We start from the raw sequence: 24322 nt of genomic DNA, 5'->3' as shown, positions 1-24322 counted from the left end.
TCCGCCGCGGTGTGGCGCGGGTGGCAGCGGCGTGTCGCGGACGGCGGGTGGGACGCGACTCCGGCCCGTCGGCGATGATCCGTTCGACAACCGAGGGACGAATTGAGGAGCGCTCGTGGGGTCAGCGATGCTCGGCGGTCTGCTGGTGGTGATGGTGCTGCTGTTCGCGGCCGCGCTGCTGGTGATCTGGCGGTTGTACGGGGATTCCGCCCGTAGGGCCGAGGACTCCGCACGGCGAGCCGAGGAGGCGCTGCGGATGCTGGAGGCGGAGCGGGAACGCGCCTCGCGGCACGAAGCGGCGCTGCGGCGCTACGAGGTGACCTTCGCCTCCAGCACCGGACGCGGCGAGTTGGGCGAACAGGCCCTGGTACGAACCACCAGGGCGCTGGGGCTGCGTGAGGGGGTTCACTTCACCCAGCAGACCGATCTCGCAGGTGGCGGTGCCGCCCGGCCGGACCTGGTGCTGAACGTGAGCGGGGACCGGCGCGTGCCGGTGGACGCCAAGGCCAGTTTCGCCGCGTGGGCCGAGGCGATGGAAACCGACGACCCGGCGGAGCGCGACGAGGCGCTGCGGGTGCACGCCCGCAACATCCGCGCCCGGGCCAAGGAGCTCGCGGGCAGGGACTACCAGCGCTGGGCCGACGCGATCTACGGCTCGATCATGTTCGTGCCCTCCGACGCGGCGGTGGTCTCGGCGCTGGACACCGATCCGACGCTGCTGGGGTGGCTGCTGGAGAAGCGGGTGTTCCTGTGTGGACCGACCGGGTTCGGGGTGCTGGCCTCGGCCGCGTTGTTCGCGGCGACCGAACGCACCATCGCCGCCGACATCGAGCGGATCCGCGCGCAGGCGGTGGAGGCGCAGCGGGCCGCGGCCTCGGCGGTCGAGGCGGTGAACCTGTCCGGAACCCACCTGCAGCGATTCGTCTCGGCGCGCCGCAGGGAGCTCGACGCGCTGGAGCACTTCCGGGGTGCGGTGCAGCCGCTGGCCGAGTTGGCCGACGCCAACGGGGTAGCCGAGGTGCGTCGGGCTTCGGAAGGACTGGCCGGGTCGGAGGGATCGGCCGGTTCCGGGGGCGAGCCGGGCCAGGCCGACAGGGTGACCTCCCGGAACGGGTCGGGTGACGGCGCGGCGGAATGAGGAGCGGTGCTCCCCCGCCTCCGTTCTCCTGCCGGGAAGCACCGCGATCCGCTCCGGTCGTGCCGCCCGTGGTGTGCCCCGAAGCGGGCTCAGCCGGGGCCTGCGGTGGCGAGCCGCTGCTGTTCGGCGAGGAAGTGCGCCGTCTCGGCAGTGCTCTCGTAGAGCGTGCGGTAGTGGCGGTAGAAGGCGTCGTAGCGTTCGGTGTTGGCCGGGTCCGGCTCGACCCGGTCGACCACCGGGTTCCACCCGTCCGGGTCGATCGCCGTGCCGGTGGCCAGCCCCGCCAGCAGCGCGTCGCCGTAGCAGGCGCCCACCGTTTCCGCCGGGATCAGCTGGGTGCAGCCGGTCACGTCGGAGACGATGCGGGTCCACAGTCCTCCCGTGGTGCCACCGCCCACCGCCACCAGTCGTTCGGTGGCGGTTTCCGAACCGCGCATCTCGGCCAGGTTGTGCCGCACTCCGTAGGCGATTCCCTCCAGGGCGCCCCGGTATAGCTCGGCCCGGCCGTGCTCGGTGGTCAGGCCGAACAGCATGCCCCGCGCGTCCGGGTCGAACACGGGGGTGCGCTCACCGGCGAAGTAGGGCAACAGCAGCAGCCCGCGGCTGCCCGGCGGAACTTCGGACGCCGCGGCGGCCAGCTCGGCGAATTCCCCGCCGAACAGGCCGCGCAGCCAGTCGGTCACCGCGCCGGATGTGGCCATCCCGGCGGCCTGGGTATAGGTGTCCGGGTGGACACCGCAAGTGCCCCACAACGCCGGGTGGGGCCGGAGCCGCTCCACGACCCGCACGAAGAACATGGTGGTGCCGTACATCAGCATCACGTCGCCGGGGTCGCGGACACCGACGCTGCATGCCTCGGCCCAGGCGTCCACGGTGCCCACCGTGACCGGCAGGCCTTCCGGGAGCCCGGTCTCGGCAGCGGCGCGGGCGTGGACCCGACCCGCTGTTTCGGTGGGCCAGGCCAGTTCGGGCAGTTCGAGCCCGGGTGCCACCGCGCCGGACCACTCGGGAGCCCAGCGTCGCCGATGGGGATCGTAGATCGGGTCGCACTGGCTGGCCGAGTGATGGTCGAGCACGTAGCGACCGGTGAGGCGGTGCACCAGGTAGGAGCCGCACATCAGCAGTTTCGCGGTGCGGCGGTAAGTCTCGGGTTCGTTGTTGACCAGCCAGCGGAGCTTGGGGCCGACCGCCTGGCTGCTCAGTGCCGAACCGCTGTGCCGCAGTATCTCCTCGGCTCCGAGTTCGGAGTTCAGTTCCGCGATCTCGGCGGTGGCCCTGGTGTCCACGCCGTACAGGATCGCGGGCCGCAGCGGGTTGCCCGCCTCGTCGGCGGGCAGCAGCGTCGGTCCGATACCGCTGACCCCGAGTCCGGCGATCCCGCCCCGCTCGGCGGCGGGAAGCAGTTCGGCCACCAGCTCGCGGAAGTCGTGCCACCAGATCGCCGCCGCGTCGTGCTCGGCACGCCCCGGTGACGGGCGGCTCGTGGCGTGGGCGCGTTCGGCCCTGGCCAGGATCTTGCCGCTGGTGGTGGTCAGCACGCCCTTCGAGCTGGACGTGCCGATGTCGATCCCCAGCAGTACCTCTTCGGACATGGCTCCCACTTCCCGTAGCCGTCGCGAAACAACGGCGAACCCTCGCCCGCTCGGACTTCCCGTCGATGTTCGGCGTCAATCTCCCACGAAATCGCCGCCTCGGTGGCACGGTGCGGCCCCGGCAGCGTCGATTTCTCGCGAAATCACCGTGCCCTTCCCGGCGCCTCGAGCAGAACTCCTACCACTCTCGCGGTCGGCACCGCCGCGGGTTCTCCCGTGCGGCTCTCGCGCGGACGCCGGAGACGTTGGGTAGGTCGCTACCCGATGTCGCCGGACCCGCAGCGAGAGCCGTGCGAGAGGTTCCGCCACCCGCACCGCCACGACAACCGAGCGGAAATCCCTACTTACTCCACTCTTCCAGACCCAGGTCGAGCAGCTGGGCGACGGCTCGCAGCTCGGCGCGGTGATCGCCCGGAACCGCGTGGATGTGGTTGGCGCCGAACCGGGACAGGAACGTCTCGGTGGGGACGTCCAACCGGGCGAAGGCGTGCGGCCACTCCGGGGTGGAACGATCGACGAGTTCCGCCGTGGTCGCCGGGTCGAACTCGAGGAACTCGCCGAGCATCAGCTGCATGCGGTAGCGGCCGTCCCTTCTCGTCAGCCTGCCCAGCGTCATGGTTCCGGGAGCGGCGATGTGCCGCACCGAAGCACCGCCCGCGGGGAAGAAGAACACCTCGGGGCACAACCGCACCCGGGCGAGGTTCACGGCCGGGTCGGAGCTACGCGCGGCGAACCAGGTGGCGTGCTGCCCGGAGTTGCACAGGTCCCACACGTCGCGGTCGGGGTGGTAGTGCCGCACGTCCGCGAACAGCGCGGGCGTCCCCGCTACGTCCGAGAACAGCTTCATGGTCAGCGCACCGTCCATATCGGCCTCGGTCGCGCAGATGTGGGGCTGTTTCGGTCCGTTCCAGTCGTAGGGATCGTTGAGCAGGGCTTCGGTGACGTCCATGGTCGCGAAGTTCTCGGTCAACTCCGGCTGCGCCTTGATGCCGGAGAAGTCCAGGCCGCGTTCGGCGATGATCTCGCGTACGGCCAGGTAGGAGGCTATCTGGCGCTCCAGCAGTTCCGGGGTGAGCTTGTCGCCGTCGTAGCGCACCTCGCCCGCGTACTGCTCGAACCACTCCCGCGCCTTGCGGACCTCGCCGGGGTCGGCGTGCTGCGAGCGCAGCACCAGCTCGTACTGGTCGATCTCCTCCACGTCGATCCCGAACGAGCGCTGCCACTGGTCGGTGTTGGCCACGGCGGTGTTCATTCCCATCGGTCGCCCGCCGAAGCGGCCGAAGGTCAGGCCGCGCAACCCCGAGGCGGCAGCGGCGGCGGTGGCTCTAGCGCCGATGTGGGACAGCGGTTCCGGATCGTCGGGAGCGCCCCACGTCCTGGTGTGGTCGCGTCCGATCTGGTCGAGGGCGCCGCCCGCGGCCAACATGCCGACCAGACCGGGCTCGGTCGGATCGGTGCTGGCCGCCAGCACGAGCGGTGTGTCGAGGGCAGAGGCGGCGAGCATGGTGAAGTGCGGGAAGGCCCAGACGGCGTAGTACAGCACGGTGACGTCGACGCCGGAGTCCGCCAGGCGCCGCGCCTGTGCGGTGGCGGCGATGTTGGAGTTCACCGGGTCACCGCCCTCGATGACCTCGTGACCCGCCGCCCGCAGCGATCGCACGAGGACACTCTGCTTTTCCCGAATGAAATCCGAATTTCGTTGGTGCACGTGTTCCCGGCCGTCCGAAATGCCGAGCACACCGATACGAGCCACGAAAACCCCCGAACTCCGGCGACAATGCCGGGAATCGTCGCGACGTACCGTCGCCTGTGAAAACTCCCGGAACGATCGTTGATCGCCCGACGAGAAATTATTCCCCTGCCGGAAGGATGTCAATTCGACACCGACACCAGAATTCCCGATCGTTTTTCGTATTCGCTCCGCCCGATCGGATCGAGTGGCACTACCTTTCCACCGTCCGGTAGGAGAACGCGGTGTAGCGCACCGCCGACCAGGGCGGCGCGTCGGCCGCGGGCAGCAGCCGCACTCGCAACGTGTTCCGGCCTCGGGTGAGCTCGGCCGGGATGTCGAAACCGTCCTCCAGCCACCGGTGCGCGCTGTTGCCCAACGGCTGCGACCAGACACCGACGTCGCGGCCGTTGACCAGCACACGAACCCGCTGATGGCTGCTGCGCTGATCGGCGAGCCTGCGGAGCCGCACTCCGGAGTTGTCCGGGTCGATCCGCACCCGGAACCCGATCTCACCGGTGCTCGAGGTGTTCGTGTACCGGTACGGGCCCGGGTCGCGCCTGCCCTCGAAGGTTGCGGTGAGCTCACGACGCGACTCACCGGTGGCGCGGTAGTCGTGGGCCAGTCGGCTGAACCGGTCGCCCAGGTCGATCCGGTCGGTGCGCCGCATGGTGGAGATCGGGTTGCCGTACCAGTAGGCGGTGGAGCTGTAGCGCGCCGGCTCGTTGTTGGCCGGTCCGTGCTCGATCCCGGCCACGAGTTCACTGTCGAACGAGACCGCGTCGGACACGAACAGCCGGTAGGTGCCGGTGCAGTCGTAGCGGCAGCCTTCCCCGGAGTACTCGTAGGCGGGATTGCCCGTCAGCGGCATGGCGAAGGTGGTGCCGCCCCGGAAGTACCAGCCCGACTCGTAGAAGTCCTCCGTTCCGGTGCCGTACCAGGCCGGGCTGGCCGAGCCGTCCACGTAGAACCGCTCGTCGCCCTCCAAGTAGTTGCGCTGGTTGGCACGTGGGGACGCCGAGGAACGCGGCCCCTCGGGGGTGCGCGCCACTCCGGGCGGAATCCTGCCGCGCATCGTGTGCGTCACGCCGTAGAACGTTCCGCTGCCCGAAGTGGACAGGAACTTCCAGTCCTTGCCGGGCTCGGTGAGGCCCTGGCGGTGCGTGGCGTGGAAGTGGCCCGAACCGGTCCCCGGCCCCGCGCCCGCCGAAGGGGCGGCGGTCGCTTCGAGCACCGCACGCCGAACCGGCACGGATCCCTCGTTGACCAGCTCGATCTCGGCTCCTCGCGCGAACGGCATGGGCCACCAGGAGGTGTACCACCCCTCCCCGGCGTCGATGGAGCTCAGCAGCCTGCGCACGTCGTACTCGCCGAGACCGGAGCCGAAGAACTCGCCGATCGGGGCGTCGACGGTGGTGCGTCCGTCGAAGGTGATCCGCAGCCGCACGTCGCGCAGCACCGCGTCGGAGTCCTCGACCCGGGCACGCTCGTGCGGCAGGTGGGCCACCAGTTTGCGGCGCTGGAAGACCTGGTTCTCGATCCGGTAGTCGTGCGCCGCCTCGTCGCCGGGATTGGCCGGTCCCACGTCGAGGACGTCGGTGCGGATCCAGTCGCCGTCCACCCTGCTGTGCACTTCGTAGCGGAACTCGTTGATGTCCACCTCGGCGGACCGGAACTCGTTGGTGATGCGCAGCTCGGTTTTGCCCCGGGTCAGCGATGCGGGCACGGCGAGCCGCTCGCGTCCCCACTCCCCCTGTCGCGCCGGGCCGCTGCGCCAGCTGCCGACGCGTTCGTCGTCGACGAGCAGCCGCGCCACCTGACCTCCGACGTTGGCGTCGTAGCGGCGGGTTATCCGGACCCCGTCGTTGCCCGGTGCGATGCGCGCGTCGAAGGAGCTGGAGCCGCCCGCCCCGAACGCGCGCCCGTCGTCGATGACGCGCGGTGCCGCCACCACACCGGGGAGGCGGAGCCGCAGTTCGTCGATCATCGCCGGTCCGCGGAACGGTTTCAGCGTGGTGGACTCGCCGGGGCGCAGCGAGAACCGGGTGCGCCGTTCCGCGATCGTGGGCGCGTCCGGTTTGGGATCGGCCACTCCGAACCGCCGCAGCCGCCGGACCACGTCCAGGGCGGGGTCGCTCGGATCGAAGGTGGTGACGCCGTCCGCGTCGGCGAACGAGCGGTAGTCGACGTGGTAGAAGTACGGGTTCTCGTCCACGGTGATCCGCATGGACTCCCGGTAGGGCATCGGTACCTTCAGGACCGCGCCACCGGAGGTGTCGCGCGCGTCGCCGACCAGGGGCCAGACGAACGGTGGCCCCAGTTCGCCCGCGACGACGTCGGCCAGCGGGGCGTCCAGCACGGTGCGACCGTCCAGCTCGACGTGGATGTCGCCGGTGGCGGTGACATCGCCCCAGGGGTCGCGGGTGAACCAGACGGAGGTGATCTCCCCGGCTCCGGTGTGCTCGGCGATGACACAGCCGCGCTCGGTGGTGCGCAGGCACGAGTGGGTTCCGTTGAACCCGTCGTCGTTGCTGCCGCTTCTGGCGAAGCTGGAGAACTGCTTGCTGTTGCCACCGTGTCGGAGTCCACCCAGCTCGTCCAGCGTGCGGTAGGTCTCCCAACCGACCGTGCGGCCGTCGGCCGATCCGGCAGGTGTGCCGGGTTCCTGGGCCCGGACGCGTTGCGAGGTGGAGTCGCCGGTGGTGGCCCCGAGGGTGCCGAGAACCAGCACGAACGCGACGAGAACGCGCGCTACGCGTCCGCGAACGGCGGACCCGGAGCGGATTCCCGCCCTTGTTCCCACGGCCATCGTGTTCGCCTCCCGGCTAGGAATCCGCGACCACGCTGCGGGAAAACGCACCGGGGTCGATCCACTTCCCGGGAATTGTCGTACGATCACGGCCGGTTCCGCACCGAAATCCACATCGTTCGTTCGAGGGAATCGACACTACGGGACACCCCGAAAACCAGCGATCTTCACATTTCCACGACGTTCCGCAGCGCGGAATCGTCGATGTTCCCCTCCCGATTCGTCACCGGGAATTCAACCGGCTGTAAACCTCGGCGGCGTTCTCCCGGGTGACCAGCTGGGTCGGCAGTGTCTGCTTCTCGGGGACCGGCTCGCAGTCGATCAGTATCCGCTTCGCGGCGGTTATCGCCTCCGCACCCCCGGTGGGATAGACGAACGTCGCCGACAACCGACCCTGCTGCACCGCCTTGATCCCACCGGAGGGAGTCGGGAGCCCGTCGATACCCACGAACCTCGTTCCCCCGGCCCGCCCTGCCGCCCGCGCGGCGAGGTGGGCGCCCTCGGCCATGGGATCGTTGTGCCCGTAAACCGCGTCGATGCGAGGGTGGGCCTTGAGCATCGCCGCCATCTTCGACCGGGCCTCGGCGCGCAGCCACTGCCCGTCCGCGGTGGCGATGATCTCGATTCCCGAGCCTTCGATCCCGGCGCGGAAACCCCTGCCACGTTCGGCCGCGGGAGTGGAGCCGGACAGGCCGCGCAGTTCGACGATCCTGCCGCCCTCGGGCAACAGGTGCTCGGCGAGGTACTCGCCCGCCTTTCGACCGATCTTCTCGTTGTCTGCGCCGATGAACGTGGAGTACGACTCGCCGTTGACCTTGCGGTCCAGCAGGATCACCGGGATGCCGCTGTTGTAGGCCCTGCCGACCACCCCGGTCAGCGGGGCCGCTTCGTTGGGGCTGACGATCAGCAGGTCCACCTGTTTGGTGACCAGGGTCCGGATCTGACTGACCTGTCTGGAGTTGTCCTGCGCGGCGTCGAGGAACTGCACCTCGTCGAACTGCTCGACCTCGGCGGCGGCACGCCTGATGTCGGCGTTCATCCGCACCCGGTAGGGCTCGGCCACGTTGGCCTGGCTGACTCCGATGGTGTACTCCTCGCCCGGTCCGCCGCACACCTCCGCCGAATCCGGTCCCCCACCGGCCGCGCCCGCGTTCGTGCTCGTGGTCCCGCAGCCGGCACCGAGCAGCGCGACTGCGCAGGCCGCCGCGAACATCGATCGCGTCCGAGAACTCATCCGTGCTCCTTCCCCACTGCCGGGTCTTCCACTACCGGGTCTTCCACTACCGGGTCTTCCACTACCGGGTGGGCCAGAGCCGCTGCGCCGCGGCGGCGGCCACGATCACGAGACCCTTGATGACCAACTGCAGATCGGTGTCCACCGTGTTGAGCGCGAGGATGTTGTTGAGCACCCCCAGCAGCAGCGCGCCGGCGATGGTGCCCATCATCGAGCCGCGACCGCCCGCCAGGCTCGTCCCACCCACGACCACGGCGGCGATCCCGTCCAACTCGTAGGAGATCCCGGCGTTGGGACTGCCGGTGTTGAGCTGACCGGCGTGCACGATGCCCGCCAGGGCCGCGCACAGTCCGCAGATGCCGAACGCGATGACCTTGACCCGGTTTACCGGCACTCCTGAGGTCCTGGCCGCCCTCTCGTTGCCGCCGATGGCGTAGAGATGGCGGGAGAAGGCGCTGCCCCTGAGAAACGCCACCGCGAGTACCGCGAGCACGGCGAAGATCAGCGCCGGGACGGGGACGAGGCCGTCGAAGGTCCGCTCCCCCAGCAACGAGAACGACAGCGGCGCCCGGTCCGTACCGGGACCGTAGGTGATCGGCACGGTCTCTCCCCCGGACCACAGGCGGGCCAGCCCTCTGGCGATCTGCAGCCCGGCGAGCGTGACGATGAACGCCTGCACCCGCAGCAGCGCCACCGCCAGCCCCTGCAGCAGGCCGAACACCAGGCCGGCGAGCAGCACCACCGAGACCGCGGCGAGCATCCCGAAGTTGTCCTCGGTCAGCAACACGGCCGAGCCCACCGCCGCCAGCCCCAGCAGCGAGCCCACCGACAGGTCGATGCCGCCGACGAGGATGACGAAGGTGAGGCCGATCGCGATGATGCCTATCTCGGAGATCGCCCGCACGAGGTTGAACAGGTTCTCGCTGGTCAGAAAGATGATCTCGCCGTCGTCCCCGCGCGGCGAGAACACCACCGAGGCCAGGAAGACGAGGACGAGGCCGAACAGGCTCTGGAATCGCAGCAGTGCCTCGGCACCACCCGAACCACTCCGCCCCGCCCGTTGAGTTCCGGCCGACTGACCTCCGGGCGTCGGATTCCCGGCTTTCGAACTCCCGGCCGTGGCATCCGGGACGGTGGCGGCATCCGGTGCCGAGCCCGTCGTGGAGGAGGGCGGGGAGTCGGCGGGCTCCTCGTTGGTGGAACGCGAGCTCATTTCCCACCCCCGGTGGAAACCACCGCCGTCTCCGCCGCGTCACTCCGGTTTCCCATCGCGGCCGCCAGCAGTTCGGTACGGCTGGTTCGCGAGCTGTCGAACTCGGCCACTGATCCGCCGTCCCGCAGCACCACCACGCGGGAACACACGTCGAGCAGCTCGGCGAGCTCCGAGGAGGCGAGCAGCACCCCGATACCCCGTCCGGCTATCTCGTCCAGCAACCGGTAGATCTCGACCTTGGCCGCTACGTCGACTCCCCTCGTGGGGTCGTCCAACAGCAGCAGGGCGGGCTCGGTCAGCAGCATCCGTCCGAACACGACCTTCTGCTGGTTGCCGCCGGAAAGTGTTCCCACGGAATCGGACGTGGAGCCGAGCTTGATCCCGAGACGTCGAGCGTTCCGACGCGCGGTCGCGCTCTCCCGCCTCCTCGCGACCAGCCCGAGCCTGCCGAGCCGGGGCAGCACGGACAACACCGTGTTGGCGGTCACCGAGTGCTCGGTGACCAGGCCACTGCCGGCGCGATCCTCCGGCACGAACGCGACCCCGGAACGCAGCGCCTGCCGGGGACCGCGCGGCCGGTAACGGGAGGCGTGCAACCGCACCTCGCCGCGCCATTCGGCGCTCGGCCCCATCCCGTAGAGCGCTTCGAGCAGTTCGGTGCGCCCCGAGCCGAGCAATCCGCACAGCCCCACGATCTCGCCACGGTGCACCGACAGGTCCACGCCGGCGGGGTTCCGCCTGCCCTCGTCGCGCCCGCGGGTGCGCACCGCGAAGCCGGACAGCGCGAGCAATTCACCGCCCGGACTCCGTCGTGTCGGTGTGAAAGCGGTGGCGAAATCGTCGCCGACCATGGCGGTGGCTGCCTGCTCGGCCGTGACGCTGCGCGCGTCGAACTCCGCTGCCACCTCGCCGTTGCGCAGCACGGTGGCGCGATCGGCGACCTCGCCGATCTCGTCCATCCGGTGGGAGATGTAGACGATCCCGGTGCCGTCGCGGCGCAGTTCGGCGATCACCGCGAACAGCCTGTCCACCTCGGTTCCGGATAGCGCCGAGGTCGGCTCGTCCATGATCAGCACCGCCGCGTTCCGGGCCAGCGCGCGGGCGACGGTGACCAGCTGCTGCTCCCCGATGCGGAGCCGCCCCACGGGAGTGCGCGGGTCGAGATCCACCCCGATGCGCCGCAGCAGCCCACGGGTTCGCGCGTTCATCCGGGAGCGGTCCACAGTGCCGCGTGCGGTGCGGGGCTCGCGTCCGAGGTGGAGGTTCTCGGCGACCGACAGCGCGGGCACCAGATCCAGCTCCTGCTGGATCATGGCCACCCCGGCGCGCTGCGCGTCGATCGGGCCCCGGAAGACGAAGGGTTTCCCGGCGATGCGGATCTCGCCGGAATGGCCGGTGACATCCCCGGACAGCACCCGCATGAGGGTGGACTTGCCCGCGCCGTTCTCACCGAGCAACGCGTGAACCTCCCCGGCCCGCACGGTCAGATTCGCGCCCGAGCAGGCCAGCACACCACCGAACCGTTTCGTGATCGCCCGTAGCTCCACCAGCGGTGGTGCGGCGTCCATTGCGTCACCCCCTGCGGCACACGAGCGGACAACCGGTCGCTTCGCCCCGCCCGCTCACCCGTGTGTTGTGTCAAGCCTCACACGATGTGACCGGGCTCCGCGCGCTCCGCCCGCGCCTATCACCCGATTCGGTGGCAATAACGGACAGGTCACGGCACTACCGCCATCGAGCGGAAAAACCGCTCCCCGTCGGGGGACGAGCCTCCCGGGATCGTGGACGTGTCGTTGCGACCGCGCTGGACCGTTACGGTGACAAGCGTGACCGCGACATCCGAGCGCAACATCAACAGCCCCGAAAGTCGTTCCGGACAGTTGGCACAACGGTCGGCTTTCGGAACCACCCGCGGCATCCCGTGGTGGGCGGCGTTTCTGCTGCCGCTGGTACTGGCCGCCGTGTGTGCCGTGATCGACACGTTGATCTGGTCGGGCCCCGGTGTCGTTTTCACGTTGGGCTGCGTCGTGGGCACCCTGCTCGCGGTCATGCTGGTTCAGCGCGGCAGCCTGTTCGGCCCGATGGTGCAGCCGCCGCTGGTCGTGGCGATCGTCATCCCGAGCGTGGTGTGGGCGATGGGGGTCGGTTTCAATGCGGGCGACGGGCTGCGCCAGGTGATGCTCTCGCTGGCCACCCCGTTGATCAACAGCTTTCCGGCGATGGCCGCGTCGACGGCGGTGGCGGTACTCGGCGGACTGCTGCGGATATTCGTGCTACAGCCGATGAAACGGCGCGACAGGGACGCGGCGGGGCAGTCGGCGGCCGAGACGGCTCGCGGCGACCGGAGCGACGGACGCGGTTCCAGGGCCGGCGGCTCCGCACGGGCCTCCCGTAGCGGCTCCGCCGAGGACGACGACGGCGCGTCGAGCCGGGGCGGAGCCGCTACGGTGACCGCGGATGCCGAGGACGCGGACAAGCGTGCGCCCCGGCGGAGGTCACCACGCTCCGAATCACGCGAACAGCGCTCGGAAGCCCCCGAGTCCTCGGGGCGGCGCGGAGCGCCCCCCGGACGTGGTTCCGGACCGAGGGCGCGCTCCGAGCGGCCGCCGGAGCGAGCCGAGGGCGAGGCGCCCCGCGATTCCGGCAGGCGCGAACGGGACGGCGGGAAGCCGCCGAACGGAAGGGACGAGCAACGGTCGGGACGCGGGCGGCAACGGGGCGGTGAACCGGGCGAGAGCTCCGCGCCGAACCAGGACAGGCGGCCGGCTCCTCCCGGCAGGGGCAACGCGAAACGCCCACCCCGGGAAGGGGATTCCTCCGACGGGGCGACCCAGCGGCGGGGTCGGACCGAACCGCCGGGGCGACCGCGGCGTCCCCGACGCGACGAGGGCTGATCGAAGTTCGCGAGGCGGCTCGGCGGGTTGCCCGCTTGGCGGGTTGCCCGCTCGGCGCCCCACCGGCTCTCGCCGTCGCGGAGACACCGGGGAGACGCCACGATGCCGGAGCGGGCCCGCTGCCGGACCCGCTCGGAAGCTCGGGATCACTCCGGGAGGGGTGGAACCACTCCCGGACCGGGAAGCGAACCGGCCCGGAACCGTCCGAACCGGACGCGGCGGCCCGCTGCCCGAAGGCCCGCTGCCCGAACCGGCGTGTTCAGCGCACGCTCTGCGGACTGTTCGGGTTCTCGTCCAAGTCCTTGCGCAGCTCACGGGGCAACGCGAACGAGACCTTCTCGTTGGCCGTGGTGACCTCCTCGACCTCACCCCAGCCACGTTCCTGCAGGTAGTCCAGTACCTGGAAGACCAGCACGTCCGGCACCGAGGCCCCGCTGGTGACACCGACGGTGTCCACTCCCTCCAGCCAGGACTCGTCGATCTCGCTGGCGTAGTCGATCAGGTGGGAGGAGGTGGCGCCCGCCTGCAGCGCGACCTCCACCAGGCGCTTGGAGTTCGAGGAGTTCTGCGAACCGACCACCAGCACGAGATCGCACTCCTCGGCCATCGCCTTGACCGCGACCTGGCGGTTCGAAGTGGCGTAGCAGATGTCGTCGCTGGGCGGGGCCTGCATCTCCGGGTACTTGTCCTGCAGCTGGTTCACCCGCTCCATGGTCTCGTCCACGCTCAGGGTGGTCTGGGAGAGCCAGACGACCCGTGAGGGATCGCGCACCTCGACCCGGTCCACGTCCTCCGCCTTGTCCACCAGCTGGACATTGTCCGGGGCCTCACCCGAGGTTCCCTCGACCTCCTCGTGGCCCTCGTGCCCGATGAGCAGGATGTCGTAGTCCTCACGGGCGAACCGGTTCACCTCCTTGTGCACCTTGGTGACCAGCGGGCAGGTGGCATCGATGGTGCGCAGGTTGCGTCGGGTCGCGGCCTCGCGGACGGCCGGGGAAACGCCGTGGGCGGAGAAGACCAGCAGCGAGCCCTCCGGAACCTCCTCGGTGTCCTCGACGAACACGACCCCGCGCTCACGCAGGTTCTCCACCACGTGCTGGTTGTGCACGATCTCCTTGCGGACGTAGACGGGTGCGCCGTACTTCTCCAGCACGCGTTCCACTGTGTCCACGGCGCGATCGACCCCCGCGCAGTAGCCACGTGGTTTGGCCAGCAGAATGCGTTTACCCGCCGGGGCGGAGTCGGTGGCTGTCGTATCCTGTCCGGAGTCGGAAGCCTGCGGCGAGGTGCTCATACCGCCCAGGGTACGGATGCGGCGCGGAACGGTCAGCAGCCAGCACCGTCCCCGAGAGGCGAGGATTCGGGTCACGAGGTGCTCCGAACGCGCTGTGGCGCCGTGAGCACTCGAGCTGTGGCGCCGTGCCCACTCGAACAGTGCCCGGCGGCGGGCCGAGGCCCTTTCCCGGGCACGCGGTGCGCGGCACCACTCCGTCACGTGATGACGAGGGCCACGCTCGTGGGGCAAGCTTGACGGTATGCGATCGTTTCCTTTGCCGATTCGGGTGGCAGCGGGGCTGGCGGGCACGGTGGTCGAACAGACCCGCAGGCTGCCCGACCACCTGCTCGGTCTGCCCGTCACCGTCACCAGTCAGGCACTGCAGCTGAGCATGCGGGTGCAACAGCACATCACGGAGCTGGCGATCAAGGGAGACGACCTGCTCGCCGGTGCGCGGCAGCCCGAACAACACCCCGACTGGGCGACGTTCGACGAGGACGAGCCGCCCACCACCCCGGAGCGGGCCCGGACCGATCGGCAGGCGGCAGCGACCGATTCCGAGACCGACCGTTTCGTGGCGCATCCGCCCCCGGAGCACGAGTGGTCGAGCGAGGAGGTTCCGGGGGACGTCTCGGACCTGCTGCCCGGTTACGAGGAAATGACCCTGCCGCAGCTGCGGGGAAAGTTACGCGGGCTCTCCGAGTCGGACCTGGTGCGGCTGCTGGAGCACGAACGGGCGCATTCCCGGCGTCCGGACTTTCTGCAGATGCTGTTCAACAGGCTGAACAACGTACGGGCCGCCGCCGAGCGCGACGGCTGACCGTTCGCGGACAACCCGTCGAACCCGCGGTCGGGAACACGACCGTCGAGTCGCCTCCGGCCGCTCGTGCCGGCACGTGCGCCCCGGCGGGAAAGGTCCGGCCCAGCCCGAGTCGTCATCCGAAGGAGCGAGTCCGCTGAGTTCCGCCACCAGCGCCGAAGAGCCCTGGCCGGTTCGTACCGTCTCCCGCAAGATAGCGGAGTGGATCAACCGGTTGGGAAACATCTGGGTGGAGGGCCAACTCACCCAGATCTCCGCACGCCCCAAGGCCACCACCGCGTTCCTGACGCTGCGCGACCCCTCCGCCGACGTGTCGCTGACACTGACCTGCCCGAACACCCTGTTGCAGGGCATGGATCCGCCGCTGACCGACGGCAGCAGAGTGGTGGTGCACGGCAAACCCTCGTTCTACGTGGGCAGGGGAACCCTGAGCCTGCGGGTGGACGAGATCCGCACGGTGGGTGTCGGCGAGTTGCTGGCACGTATCGAACGGCTCCGCAAGCTGCTCGCGGCCGAGGGACTGTTCGAGACCGCCCGGAAACGTTCCCCACCCCTGCTGCCCGGACGTGTGGGGCTGATCACCGGACGTGGTTCGGCTGCCGAGCACGACGTCATCAGCAACGCCCGGTTGCGCTGGCCCGCCGTGGACTTCGCGGTGCGCAACGTGGCCGTGCAGGGTTCCACCGCGGTGCCCCAGATCCTGGAGGCACTCTCCGAGCTCGACCGCGATCCGGACGTCGAGGTGATAGTGCTGGCGCGGGGCGGCGGCAGCGTGGAGGACCTGTTGCCGTTCTCGGACGAGACGCTGTGCCGCGCGGTCGCCACGTGCGCCACCCCCGTGGTGAGCGCGATAGGGCACGAACCGGACTCCCCGCTGCTGGATCACGTCGCGGATGTGCGCAGCTCCACACCCACGGGTGCGGGCAAGCGGGTGGTGCCCGACGTGGCCGAGGAGACCAGACGTATCGGACAGCTCACCGACCGCGCCAGACGGGCCTTGCGCGGTTGGGTGGAACGCGAGCAGGGACTGCTGAATTCGCTGCGCAGCAGGCCTTCGCTCGCTGACCCGAAGGGTCCGCTGCACCGAAGGGTCGAAGAGGTGGACGCGCTGCGGCAACGCGGCAGGCGCGCGATGCTGACGGTGATCACCGGGGAGGGGCAGGAGCTGGCCGCGACGAGGTCGCGCTTGACGGCGCTGGGTCCGGCAGCCACGCTTGCTCGCGGTTACGCGATCGTGCAACGCGCCGACGGTCCGGATTCGTCCATCTTGCGTTCGGCGGAGCAGGTTCGCCCCGGAACGCCCCTGCGGATCCGTCTGGAGGACGGCACCGTACATGCCGTCGTGACCGAGGACGAGTAGCCGGCCGCACCGGAATCCGACGGCACGCCCGCCGCGACAGCGCCTGTCCTGGAGCTGTCGCGCTACGTGACCCGCGATGACGAGGTTTCCGGCAGTTGAGAGCGCACATGGAGGTCGTGGTGCTGAATCACGGGCGAGAGCCCACCTTCCTCCCCCTCACCGTCGCCGTTACCGCTTCGGCGGCCACGGCATCGGGCACACCCGCCGGGGGTGATGCCCGCGTGGTCCGGAGTCGGGCGGAGGAAACGGACACGGTGGCGGCCGGCTGCTGGGCGGCGCTGCTCGGCGGTTGTCACCCTCCGGAGCGACGCGCGTTGCCGACACAGCTCAGCGCACTCGCGGAAGCGACCTCACGGTACGTGGGCGACCGGTGGTGGTCGGAGCGCGGGGTGGGGTACCGGCGTAGGGTCGCCTCGGCACAACTACGTATCAACGACGCGGTACGCGAGGGCGACGGCGAGGAGTTCGCCGAGGCTTTCGTCGGCTACGACCAGGCCATCGCCGAGGCGGTCATGTCGGTACAGCAGAACTTGGAAAGAGCCACGCAGTGACCAGCAGCGAACCGGAAAGTCCCGACGAGAACGCGGGGACCGCCCCAGCTAGCGCTTCCGAGCACGGAATCGATCCCGAAGCCGACCACCCGGACGTCGCCGGACTGGGGTACGAACGAGCTCGCGACGAACTGGCCGAGGTCGTCAAACGGCTGGAGGCGGGCGGGCTCTCCCTGGAGGACTCCCTCGCGCTGTGGGAACGTGGTGAGGCGCTGGCCAAGGTCTGCGAACGGCATCTGGCCGGTGCGCGACAGCGTGTGGACCAGGCCCTGGCGGCGGTGGAACAGCACGAGGAGCAGGCGGAAACCGGGCAGTGAGCCCGGCCGCGTCACTGCCCGGGTTCCACCACGGAAGCTCGCGAGACGGCCCTGGCCATCGTGCGGAACTCCCGCTCGTCACCGTTGCCGGTGATCAATAGTCGGACGTCGGCACGCTCGCTGACCCACGCCCGTTCCGAACGGATGCTCTGGTAGATCACCCACTTGCGGCCGGCCACGTCGACGGTTCCCAACGCCTTGGGCCGCTGTTCGGTCTCGTAGGAGACCAGCTCGGCCTCCGAGGCCGGTGACTGCGACAACCGCACGTAGTGGGTTCGGCCGGTCAGCCAGCCCACCTGCACGGCGGTGGTGCCCGGGGCGACTTGCCGCACGTCCGCGGAGTTGGCGCGCCATCCCTCGGGCAGCTCGGGGCGCAACACCTGGAAGTCCACCCGACGAGCCGCGGAGCCGAGCTCCTCGGAGGCGTTGATGGTGGGGGTCGTCACCGGGTCCATCGAGGGCCCCAGCGGGCTGAACGAGCAGCGCCCCGTCAGCCCGGCTATTCCCAGCACCACGAGTACCAGCGGCAGCATCGCGAACAACATGGCGCGAGGCCCACGGGACGGGCCTCCCGCCGGAGCACTGGATCGATTGTCCTCCGAGCTCTGGTTGCGCTGTTCAGCCACGCCTCGCATGCTCTCACCCACCGCGATGCGCGTGCCGACGCGCCCGCCTGGCCGAACGGGCGCGTGGCCTGCGCCACTTCACCGGAACGGCACGGCCGCGGATCTGCGAAGATCCGCTCATCGAGAGGATCACGGGCGGTGAACGCTCCGCCCGACCGGGCTCGTCCGTCGGGACGGGACGGGGCCGGACGACCGACGACCAAGGCAGCGGACAGTTACCGAGACAGCGAGTCGCACTCGCCCACGGGAGGCGCCATGAGCAGTTCCAACACCGCTTCGCACGAGACCACCCGTCATCCCGAGGCCCCTGACCGCAACCTGGCGATGGACCTGGTGCGGGTGACCGAGGCAGCCGCGATGGCCGCGGGCCGCTGGGTGGGACGTGGCGACAAGAACTCGGGGGACGGGGCCGCCGTCGAGGCCATGCGCAAGCTGATCGGGACCGTGGCGATGCACGGGGTCGTCGTGATCGGCGAGGGCGAGAAGGACGAGGCCCCGATGCTGTTCAACGGGGAGGAAGTGGGCAACCGGCAGGGGCCCGAGTGCGACGTGGCCGTCGACCCGATCGACGGAACCACCCTGTTGAGCAAGGGGATGCCGAACGCCCTGGCGGTACTGGCGGTCGCCGAGCGCAACGCGATGTTCGATCCCTCCGCCGTGTTCTACATGGAGAAACTGGCCGTCGGACCCGAGGCTGCGGATGTGGTCGACATCAGTGCGCCCGTCGCCGAGAACATCCGGCGGGTGGCCAAGGCCAAACAGATCGAGGTCTCGGATGTCACCGTGTGCATCCTGGATCGTCCTCGGCACGAGCAGCTGATATCCGAGGTGCGCGCGGCGGGCGCCCGGATCCAGTTCATCTCGGACGGCGACGTGGCGGGAGCGATCGCCGCCGCGCGGCCGGACAGCGGGGTGGACATGCTCATGGGGATCGGCGGCACCCCCGAGGGCATCATCACCGCGTGCGCGTTGAAGTGCATGGACGGCGAGTTGCAGGCCCGGCTGTGGCCGAAGGACGACACCGAGCGGGAGCAGGTGCGCGCCGCGGGGCACGACCCCGAACGAATTCTGACCACCTCGGACCTGGTGGGCGGCGACAACGTGTTCTTCTGCGCCACCGGCATCACGGACGGGGCGCTGCTGCGCGGCGTGCACTACCGGGCGCAGCGCTGCACCACCCAGTCGTTGATGATGCGTTCCAAGTCGGGCACGGTCCGACTGATCGAGGGATCGCACAAACTGAGCAAGCTCAGCGAGTACTCGGAGCTCGACTTCACGAACGGCGAGCCCACGGCGCGCCACGGTCTGCTGCCCTGAGGACCCGCGACCGAATCCGGCCCTCGCGGCCGAATCCGGGACCCCGCGGCCGGCTCCGAAGCCCCGGCACCGGAGTCGCCGCGGGTGGCCGGGGGCGGTACACGGGGCAGTGCGCCCCGTGCGGCGTCAATTTCTCGCGAAATCGCCGCGCCGCTGCGGCGGGGAGCCGAACTCCGACCACCCTCGCGGGCCGAGTCTCCACCCCTCCCGCGGGCCGAGCTCCGCCCCCTCCCGCAGGCCGAACTCCGACCACCCTCGCAGGTCGAGCCCCCACCACTCCGCAGGCCGAGCTCCGACCACCCTCACAATCGGCACCGCCGCGGGTTCTCCGGCGAGTGCCTCGCGAGGAAGGCCCGACGTTGTGTAGGTCGCTACCCGATGTCGGTCCTCCCCGGAGCGAGGCGCCGCCGGAGGTTCCGCCAAGCGACCAGCTACGGCCCCCGAGCCGTGCCACAGTTCCGGAATCAGCCGGTGTTGGTGGAGTGTCCGGGGAATAGTCGCACCGAGGGATCGAGCTCCACCGCGATGTTGTTCACGGCGGTGGCGGCTTCGCCGAACCCGGTGGCGATGAGCTTGACCTTGCCGGGGTAGGACGCCACATCGCCCGCGGCGTAGATCCGTTCCCGGTTCGTGCGCATCGTGGTGTCCACTTTGATGGAACGCTTGTCCAGGTCGAGTTCCCATTCGGTTATGGGGCCGAGTTCGGCGGTGAATCCCAGCGCGGCCACCACGGTCTGGGCGCGCAGCACCTTGGTGTCCCCTCCGGACAGTTCGAGTTCGATCTCCCGAACCCGGTGCTCGTCACCGCGGATCTCGGTCACCTCTGCGCCGGTGAGCAGCGGCACGTCGAGACGTTCCACTTCCCGGATGAGCCCGTCCTGGGCGCGGAACCTGGCGCGGCGGTGCACCAGGGTGACGCTGTTGGCGACCGGGTGCAGTGCCAGTACCCAGTCGAACGCGGAGTCCCCGCCGCCCACCACGACCACGTCGCGGCCCTCGTGCGCGGCGATCTCGGGGATGAAATGCACGACTCCCCGCTCCAGCCAGCCGTCCCCGGCGGGCAGCGGCCTGGGGGTGAACTCGCCGATTCCGGCCGTGATCAGCATCGCCCCGGCCCGCACGGCGCTGCCGTCCCCCAGTCCCACGAGCAGGCCCCGCGAGTCGACGGTGAGGTCGGTGGCGTACCTGCCCAGCAGGTAGGTGGGCTCGTAGCGGTCGGCCTGCTCGACGAGTCCGCTGATCAGGTCCCGCCCCTTGATCTCGGGGAAGCCCGCCACGTCGAAGATCCGCTTCTCCGGGTACATGGCCGTCACCTGACCGCCGGGTTCGGGCAACGAGTCCACCAGCGCGGCCGAGAGACCACGAAAACCGGCGTAGTAGGCGGCGTAGAGTCCCGTCGGTCCCGCTCCGACGATCAGCACGTCGACCTCGGCGGAGACCTTCTCATCCGACAGCGTGTCGCGACTCATGTCCACCTCGTCCAGTGACGGCAACAACCGGTTCCCAGCCTAGCCCGAGGAAGGGCGCGAGTGGGCGAGCAGCACAAACCGATCACCGAGTGGCCGAACCCATACTGACCCGCGCGGTCGACACGGTTCACACTTCTCGCATGAGTGAACAGCAATACCGCACCGAGCACGACACCATGGGTGAGGTACAGGTGCCCGCCGAGGCGCTGTACCGGGCGCAGACGCAGCGTGCCGTGGACAACTTCCCCGTGTCCGGCCAGGGGTTGGAACGGGCCCAGATCCGCGCGATGGGGCTGCTCAAGGCCGCGACCGCGCGGGTCAACGGCAAACTGGGCGTGCTGGAGGCGGACATGGCCGAGGCGATCGCCGCCGCGGCCGACGAGGTGGCCGAGGGCCGTCACGACGACCACTTTCCCATCGACGTGTTCCAGACCGGTTCGGGCACCAGCTCGAACATGAACGCCAACGAGGTGATCGCCACCCTGGCCACCCGTTCGCTCGGACGCGACGTCCATCCGAACGACCACGTCAACGCCTCGCAGTCCTCCAACGACACCTTCCCGACCACGATCCACGTCGCCGCCACCGAAGCGGTGCTGACCGACGCGATCCCGGCGCTGGAACAGCTCGCGGCCGTGATCGAGGGTCGTGCCGCGGAGTGGAGCGAGGTGGTCAAGTCGGGTCGTACCCACCTGATGGACGCGGTGCCGATCACGCTGGGCCAGGAGGCGGGCGCCTGGGCCGCGCAGGTGCGGTACGGCGTGGAACGGCTGCGTGCCGGACTGGACAGGCTGGGGGAACTGCCCATCGGTGGTACTGCCGTGGGATCGGGCCTGAACGCTCCCGAGGGCTTCGGGGCCGCCGTCTCGTCCGAACTGGCCCGGGTGACCGGTCTTCCGCTGACCGAGGCACGCAACCACTTCGAGGCACAGGCCACCCAGGACGGCGTGGTCGAGACCTCGGGCAACCTGCGTACCGTCGCGGTGAGCCTGAACAAGATCGCCAATGATCTGCGCTGGCTCGGCTCCGGCCCGCGAACCGGGCTGGCCGAACTCGCGCTGCCCGACCTGCAGCCGGGCTCGTCGATCATGCCCGGCAAGGTCAACCCGGTGATCCCGGAGGCCACGATGCAGGTGGTGGCCCAGGTGGTCGGCAACGACGCCACGGTGTCCTTCGCTGGTTCGCAGGGCAACTTCCAGCTGAACGTGAACCTGCCGGTGATCGCGCGCAACGTGCTCGAGTCGACGAGGCTGCTCGCCGCGGTGTCCAGGTTGCTGGCGGACAAGGTCTTCGCCGGGGTGTCCGCGGACACCGAGCGCACCCGCGAGTACGCCGAGGGGTCGCCCTCCATCGTCACCCCGCTCAACCGCTACATCGGGTACGAGGAGGCCGCGGCCGTGGCCAAGCAGGCGTTGCGGGAACGCAAGACCATCCGCGAGGTGGTGCTGGAGCGCGGCCACATCGAGGCGGGCAAGCTCACCCGGGAGCAGCTCGACGAGGCCCTGGACGTGCTGAGCATGGCGCGGGCCGAGCGCTGAACGACCGCTCTCGTCCGGCTCGGCCGTGCCACGCCCCGTGGGACAGGCCGGGCCGGTTCCGCGCGGCGGCGTGTGCCGGTCGCCCGTGTGCCACTGGAAGCCACCCCTGACCGGTGCTCGCGCCCGGATCTCCCTCCGCCGCACCCGACGGCTCCTCCCGCGGTGTCTCGCGCCGCGTGGCCCGGAACCGGGCGGTTACCTCGCACCTCGGGGGCACGGCTGGCGGGTAACGCCGCATCGGACTCGAACACGCCGAAGTCGCACGGCACTGGCTCGTGACGGTACTCACACGACCGTGGCACTATCGTGACGCGATTGCGGCACTCCGGTACGGCTTGCCGCTGGGCGAACGCTGCGGGGACAGGGAATATGCGGATTCCGGAATCGGAAGTCGGTCCTGCCGAGGACTTCACCGAGCACTTCGACAGCATCCGGTCACTGGCCCGCGACGGCGACAACGCGGGCGCGATCGAGGTGGCCGACGGGATAGCCGCTGCCGCGGCCGATCCGCTGGTGATCTGTCGGGCACTCGTGCTCAAGCTCGGCAGGCTGTTCAACCTGGGCCGTGTCCAGGAGTGCCCCGCGGTGCTGGACCGGGCCTTCGACGTGCTGTCCGAGCGGCGGACCCCCGCGCTGCGGGGCCACCTGCACGCGCTGGCGGGGATCATCGCCGCATCCGACTCGTTGGAACGCTGCGTGCGGCACCTGGTGCAGGCAGAGCGCGAACTGGACAACGAACGGGGCCCCACGGAGGAGACCGTCGTCGCCCGCCACGATCTCGCGGTGACCTACTCCTACCTCGGGTTCCACGCACAAGCCGCGCCGCTGGCCGAACGCTGCTACCGCGCCGGGCAGGTCCTCGGGTTGCCCAGCGGGGACCACGCGCTACCCGAGGTGGCGGTGCGCTGGGCGGTTTCGGTGGATCACCTCGGCGACACCGAAAGCTGCGTAGACATGCTGCGCCGAGTGCTGCGGACCTGGGCCGACCGCACCGAGCCACGCCGACTCTGGCCCGCGGAGCAGTACTACTACGGCTACGCGGCGGTGCGGCTGCGGGCACTCGGCGAGCAGGCCGAGGTGGACAGCGCGCTGTTCACCGCCGAGGAGCACGGCTGGGAAGTGGCCGACCTGCGGATGCTCGCCGCGGCCTGCGAGTCGATCGCCGAGGGCGACACCGCCGGGGCACTGCGCGGCCTCGAACGCCCGACCAGCCCCTACACGCTGGGAAGCGCCGAACCACACCGGTTGCGCGCCCTGGCGCACGCCGCTGAGGGGAACCACCGCGCCGCCAGGGAGGCGGACCGGAAGGCCATCAAGGTGGCCACCAGCGGCACCGGACAGCTGCGTGACCGGCTGGTGGACGGGACCAGGGCGCAGCTCGACCACGAGGCGCTGCGTCGCACCGTGGAACAGTACGCCTCGGAGGCGCTCACCGATCCGCTCACCGGGCTGCCCAACCGCAGACACTTCGACCGCTACGTCTCGCGGTTGGCCGAGAACGGCAGCGATGCCGCGGTGGGAGTCATCGACCTGGACGGTTTCAAGGAGGTCAACACCGTCTACGGCCACCTCTCGGGCGATCTGGTGCTGCAGCGCGTGGCGGCCATCCTCGCCAGGACCCTCCGGCAGGGTGATTTCGTCGCGCGTTACGGCGGCGACGAGTTCGTCGCTGTGCTGCCGCACACCGAACTCTCGGACGCGCACCGCATCGGGGCCCGGATAGCGAGCGCGGTGGCCGACGGGGACTGGGACGCGTTGGTGGCGGGAACTCCGATCTCGGTCACGATCGGGTGGGCCGACCTGACGGAACCGTTCGGGGTCTCCGGCACGCTCGAAACGGCGGACAGGGCGATGCTGAGCCGCAAGCGTTCGAACCGGAAGACCGTGGCCGCCGAGAACCCGTAACGGGTGGGCGTCCGATTCCGCGGCACCGCTAGTGAGAAAGTGGGGTCATGAGCAACCGCGGCAGCGAGCCGGAGTCCGAGCAGTCTCCAGAGATGCCTCCGCCGGTGGAGCTTCCCGACGAGCTGGTGGAAGGCGCGGACCGTTCGATCAACATCGGCGGCGAGCCCACCACGGGAGGCAGGGCCTCCGCTTTCGCGGGGGCGGAGCCGGAGGCCTACGTGGCGGTTCTGGTGACGGAGTCCACCTCGGACTCGCCCGACTTCCAACCGCTGTACGAGGAGTCGTTCGTGCTGTTGACGGCTCACTCGGAGGAGGAAGCCCACGAGAAGGCGCGCGAGTACGGCAAGCAGCAGGAGATCAGCTACCACAACGAGCACCAGCAGCTGGTCACCTGGCGACTCAAGCACGTGGTGGAGGTCAAGCAGATCGAGGACGCGACCTTCGACGACGGCTCCGAGCTCTACAGCAGGTTCTTCCGGAACTACGCGCGGTACCGCTCGTTCGAACCCACCCTGGAGGGCGAGGACCCCTGAC

Annotated in this window: 19 protein-coding genes; 10 read left to right on the top strand and 9 right to left on the bottom strand. The window is 69.9% G+C overall.

Annotated features, from left to right (window positions below):
- Window positions 1–115: 115 nt before the first annotated feature.
- Window positions 116–1138 (top strand): DNA recombination protein RmuC, encoded by a 1023-nt coding sequence (locus tag BLR41_RS01515; RefSeq protein WP_092625586.1) that lies wholly within the window; start codon window positions 116–118, stop codon window positions 1136–1138.
- Between the two features lie 89 nt (window positions 1139–1227).
- On the opposite strand, the gene BLR41_RS01510 is transcribed toward BLR41_RS01515, so the two are convergent.
- The 6 genes from BLR41_RS01510 to BLR41_RS01485 all read right to left on the bottom strand — a co-directional run bounded on the left by BLR41_RS01510 (window position 1228) and on the right by BLR41_RS01485 (window position 11283).
- On the bottom strand, window positions 1228–2730 hold the full coding sequence (locus BLR41_RS01510) for an FGGY-family carbohydrate kinase (protein ID WP_092625584.1): 1503 nt from the start codon (window positions 2728–2730) through the stop codon (window positions 1228–1230).
- A gap of 340 nt (window positions 2731–3070) precedes the next feature.
- Window positions 3071–4483 carry an L-fucose/L-arabinose isomerase family protein gene (locus BLR41_RS01505; protein WP_092625582.1) on the bottom strand — a complete coding sequence of 471 codons (1413 nt, stop codon included), beginning with the start codon at window positions 4481–4483 and terminating at the stop codon, window positions 3071–3073.
- A 190-nt stretch (window positions 4484–4673) separates the two neighbouring features.
- Window positions 4674–7268: a glycoside hydrolase family 172 protein gene (locus BLR41_RS01500; protein WP_092625580.1), complete on the bottom strand. Its 2595-nt coding sequence runs from the start codon at window positions 7266–7268 to the stop codon at window positions 4674–4676.
- Between the two features lie 223 nt (window positions 7269–7491).
- On the bottom strand, window positions 7492–8502 hold the full coding sequence (locus BLR41_RS01495; RefSeq protein WP_092625578.1) for a substrate-binding domain-containing protein: 1011 nt from the start codon (window positions 8500–8502) through the stop codon (window positions 7492–7494).
- A gap of 61 nt (window positions 8503–8563) precedes the next feature.
- Complete coding sequence (locus BLR41_RS01490) at window positions 8564–9715, bottom strand: ABC transporter permease (RefSeq protein WP_092625576.1); 1152 nt, start codon at window positions 9713–9715, stop codon at window positions 8564–8566.
- The gene (locus BLR41_RS01485) at window positions 9712–11283 is read right to left on the bottom strand and encodes a sugar ABC transporter ATP-binding protein (RefSeq protein WP_092625574.1); all 1572 of its coding nucleotides are present in this window, start codon (window positions 11281–11283) and stop codon (window positions 9712–9714) included. Before BLR41_RS01485 ends, BLR41_RS01490 begins: the two co-directional genes overlap by 4 nt.
- A gap of 258 nt (window positions 11284–11541) precedes the next feature.
- Between BLR41_RS01485 and BLR41_RS01480 the strand changes: the two genes are divergently transcribed.
- The gene (locus BLR41_RS01480; RefSeq protein ID WP_092625571.1) at window positions 11542–12609 is read left to right on the top strand and encodes a DUF6542 domain-containing protein; all 1068 of its coding nucleotides are present in this window, start codon (window positions 11542–11544) and stop codon (window positions 12607–12609) included.
- 259 nt (window positions 12610–12868) lie between these two features.
- Here the strand turns inward: BLR41_RS01480 and BLR41_RS01475 are convergent, their stop codons facing one another.
- On the bottom strand, window positions 12869–13903 hold the full coding sequence (locus tag BLR41_RS01475; protein ID WP_092626031.1) for a 4-hydroxy-3-methylbut-2-enyl diphosphate reductase: 1035 nt from the start codon (window positions 13901–13903) through the stop codon (window positions 12869–12871).
- A 241-nt stretch (window positions 13904–14144) separates the two neighbouring features.
- Between BLR41_RS01475 and BLR41_RS01470 the strand changes: the two genes are divergently transcribed.
- From BLR41_RS01470 to BLR41_RS01455, 4 genes are all read left to right on the top strand, one after another.
- A complete protein-coding gene (locus tag BLR41_RS01470) occupies window positions 14145–14705 on the top strand; it encodes a lipid droplet-associated protein (protein WP_092625569.1) in 561 nt (186 codons plus the stop codon).
- 136 nt (window positions 14706–14841) lie between these two features.
- Window positions 14842–16065 carry an exodeoxyribonuclease VII large subunit gene (gene xseA / locus BLR41_RS01465; protein WP_092626029.1) on the top strand — a complete coding sequence of 408 codons (1224 nt, stop codon included), beginning with the start codon at window positions 14842–14844 and terminating at the stop codon, window positions 16063–16065.
- 107 nt (window positions 16066–16172) lie between these two features.
- Window positions 16173–16616 carry a hypothetical protein gene (locus BLR41_RS01460; protein WP_425426868.1) on the top strand — a complete coding sequence of 148 codons (444 nt, stop codon included), beginning with the start codon at window positions 16173–16175 and terminating at the stop codon, window positions 16614–16616.
- A gap of 68 nt (window positions 16617–16684) precedes the next feature.
- A complete protein-coding gene (locus BLR41_RS01455; RefSeq protein ID WP_092626025.1) occupies window positions 16685–16933 on the top strand; it encodes an exodeoxyribonuclease VII small subunit in 249 nt (82 codons plus the stop codon).
- Between the two features lie 11 nt (window positions 16934–16944).
- Here the strand turns inward: BLR41_RS01455 and BLR41_RS01450 are convergent, their stop codons facing one another.
- Window positions 16945–17568 carry a DUF4245 domain-containing protein gene (locus BLR41_RS01450; protein WP_092625567.1) on the bottom strand — a complete coding sequence of 208 codons (624 nt, stop codon included), beginning with the start codon at window positions 17566–17568 and terminating at the stop codon, window positions 16945–16947.
- Between the two features lie 246 nt (window positions 17569–17814).
- Between BLR41_RS01450 and glpX the strand changes: the two genes are divergently transcribed.
- Window positions 17815–18876, top strand: a complete 1062-nt coding sequence (glpX, locus tag BLR41_RS01445) for a class II fructose-bisphosphatase (protein WP_092625565.1) — start codon at window positions 17815–17817, stop codon at window positions 18874–18876.
- Window positions 18877–19340: 464 nt separating this feature from the next.
- Here the strand turns inward: glpX and BLR41_RS01440 are convergent, their stop codons facing one another.
- Entirely contained in the window at window positions 19341–20345 is a 1005-nt protein-coding gene (locus tag BLR41_RS01440; protein WP_092626023.1) for an NAD(P)/FAD-dependent oxidoreductase, read from the bottom strand.
- A gap of 140 nt (window positions 20346–20485) precedes the next feature.
- On the opposite strand from BLR41_RS01440, the gene BLR41_RS01435 reads away from it, so the two are divergent.
- The 3 genes from BLR41_RS01435 (at window position 20486) to BLR41_RS01425 (ending at window position 24321) form a co-directional block, all read left to right on the top strand.
- Entirely contained in the window at window positions 20486–21883 is a 1398-nt protein-coding gene (locus BLR41_RS01435) for a class II fumarate hydratase (protein ID WP_092626021.1), read from the top strand.
- Window positions 21884–22252: 369 nt separating this feature from the next.
- The gene (locus BLR41_RS01430; RefSeq protein WP_092625563.1) at window positions 22253–23788 is read left to right on the top strand and encodes a GGDEF domain-containing protein; all 1536 of its coding nucleotides are present in this window, start codon (window positions 22253–22255) and stop codon (window positions 23786–23788) included.
- 47 nt (window positions 23789–23835) lie between these two features.
- A complete protein-coding gene (locus tag BLR41_RS01425) occupies window positions 23836–24321 on the top strand; it encodes a DUF4288 domain-containing protein (RefSeq protein ID WP_092625561.1) in 486 nt (161 codons plus the stop codon).
- The last annotated feature ends 1 nt before the right edge of the window (window position 24322 follow it).

Origin of the sequence: Actinopolyspora mzabensis (genome assembly GCF_900101095.1) — a bacterium.
GTDB lineage: Bacteria > Actinomycetota > Actinomycetes > Mycobacteriales > Pseudonocardiaceae > Actinopolyspora > Actinopolyspora mzabensis.
This window is presented reverse-complemented; position numbering and strand designations above follow the sequence as displayed.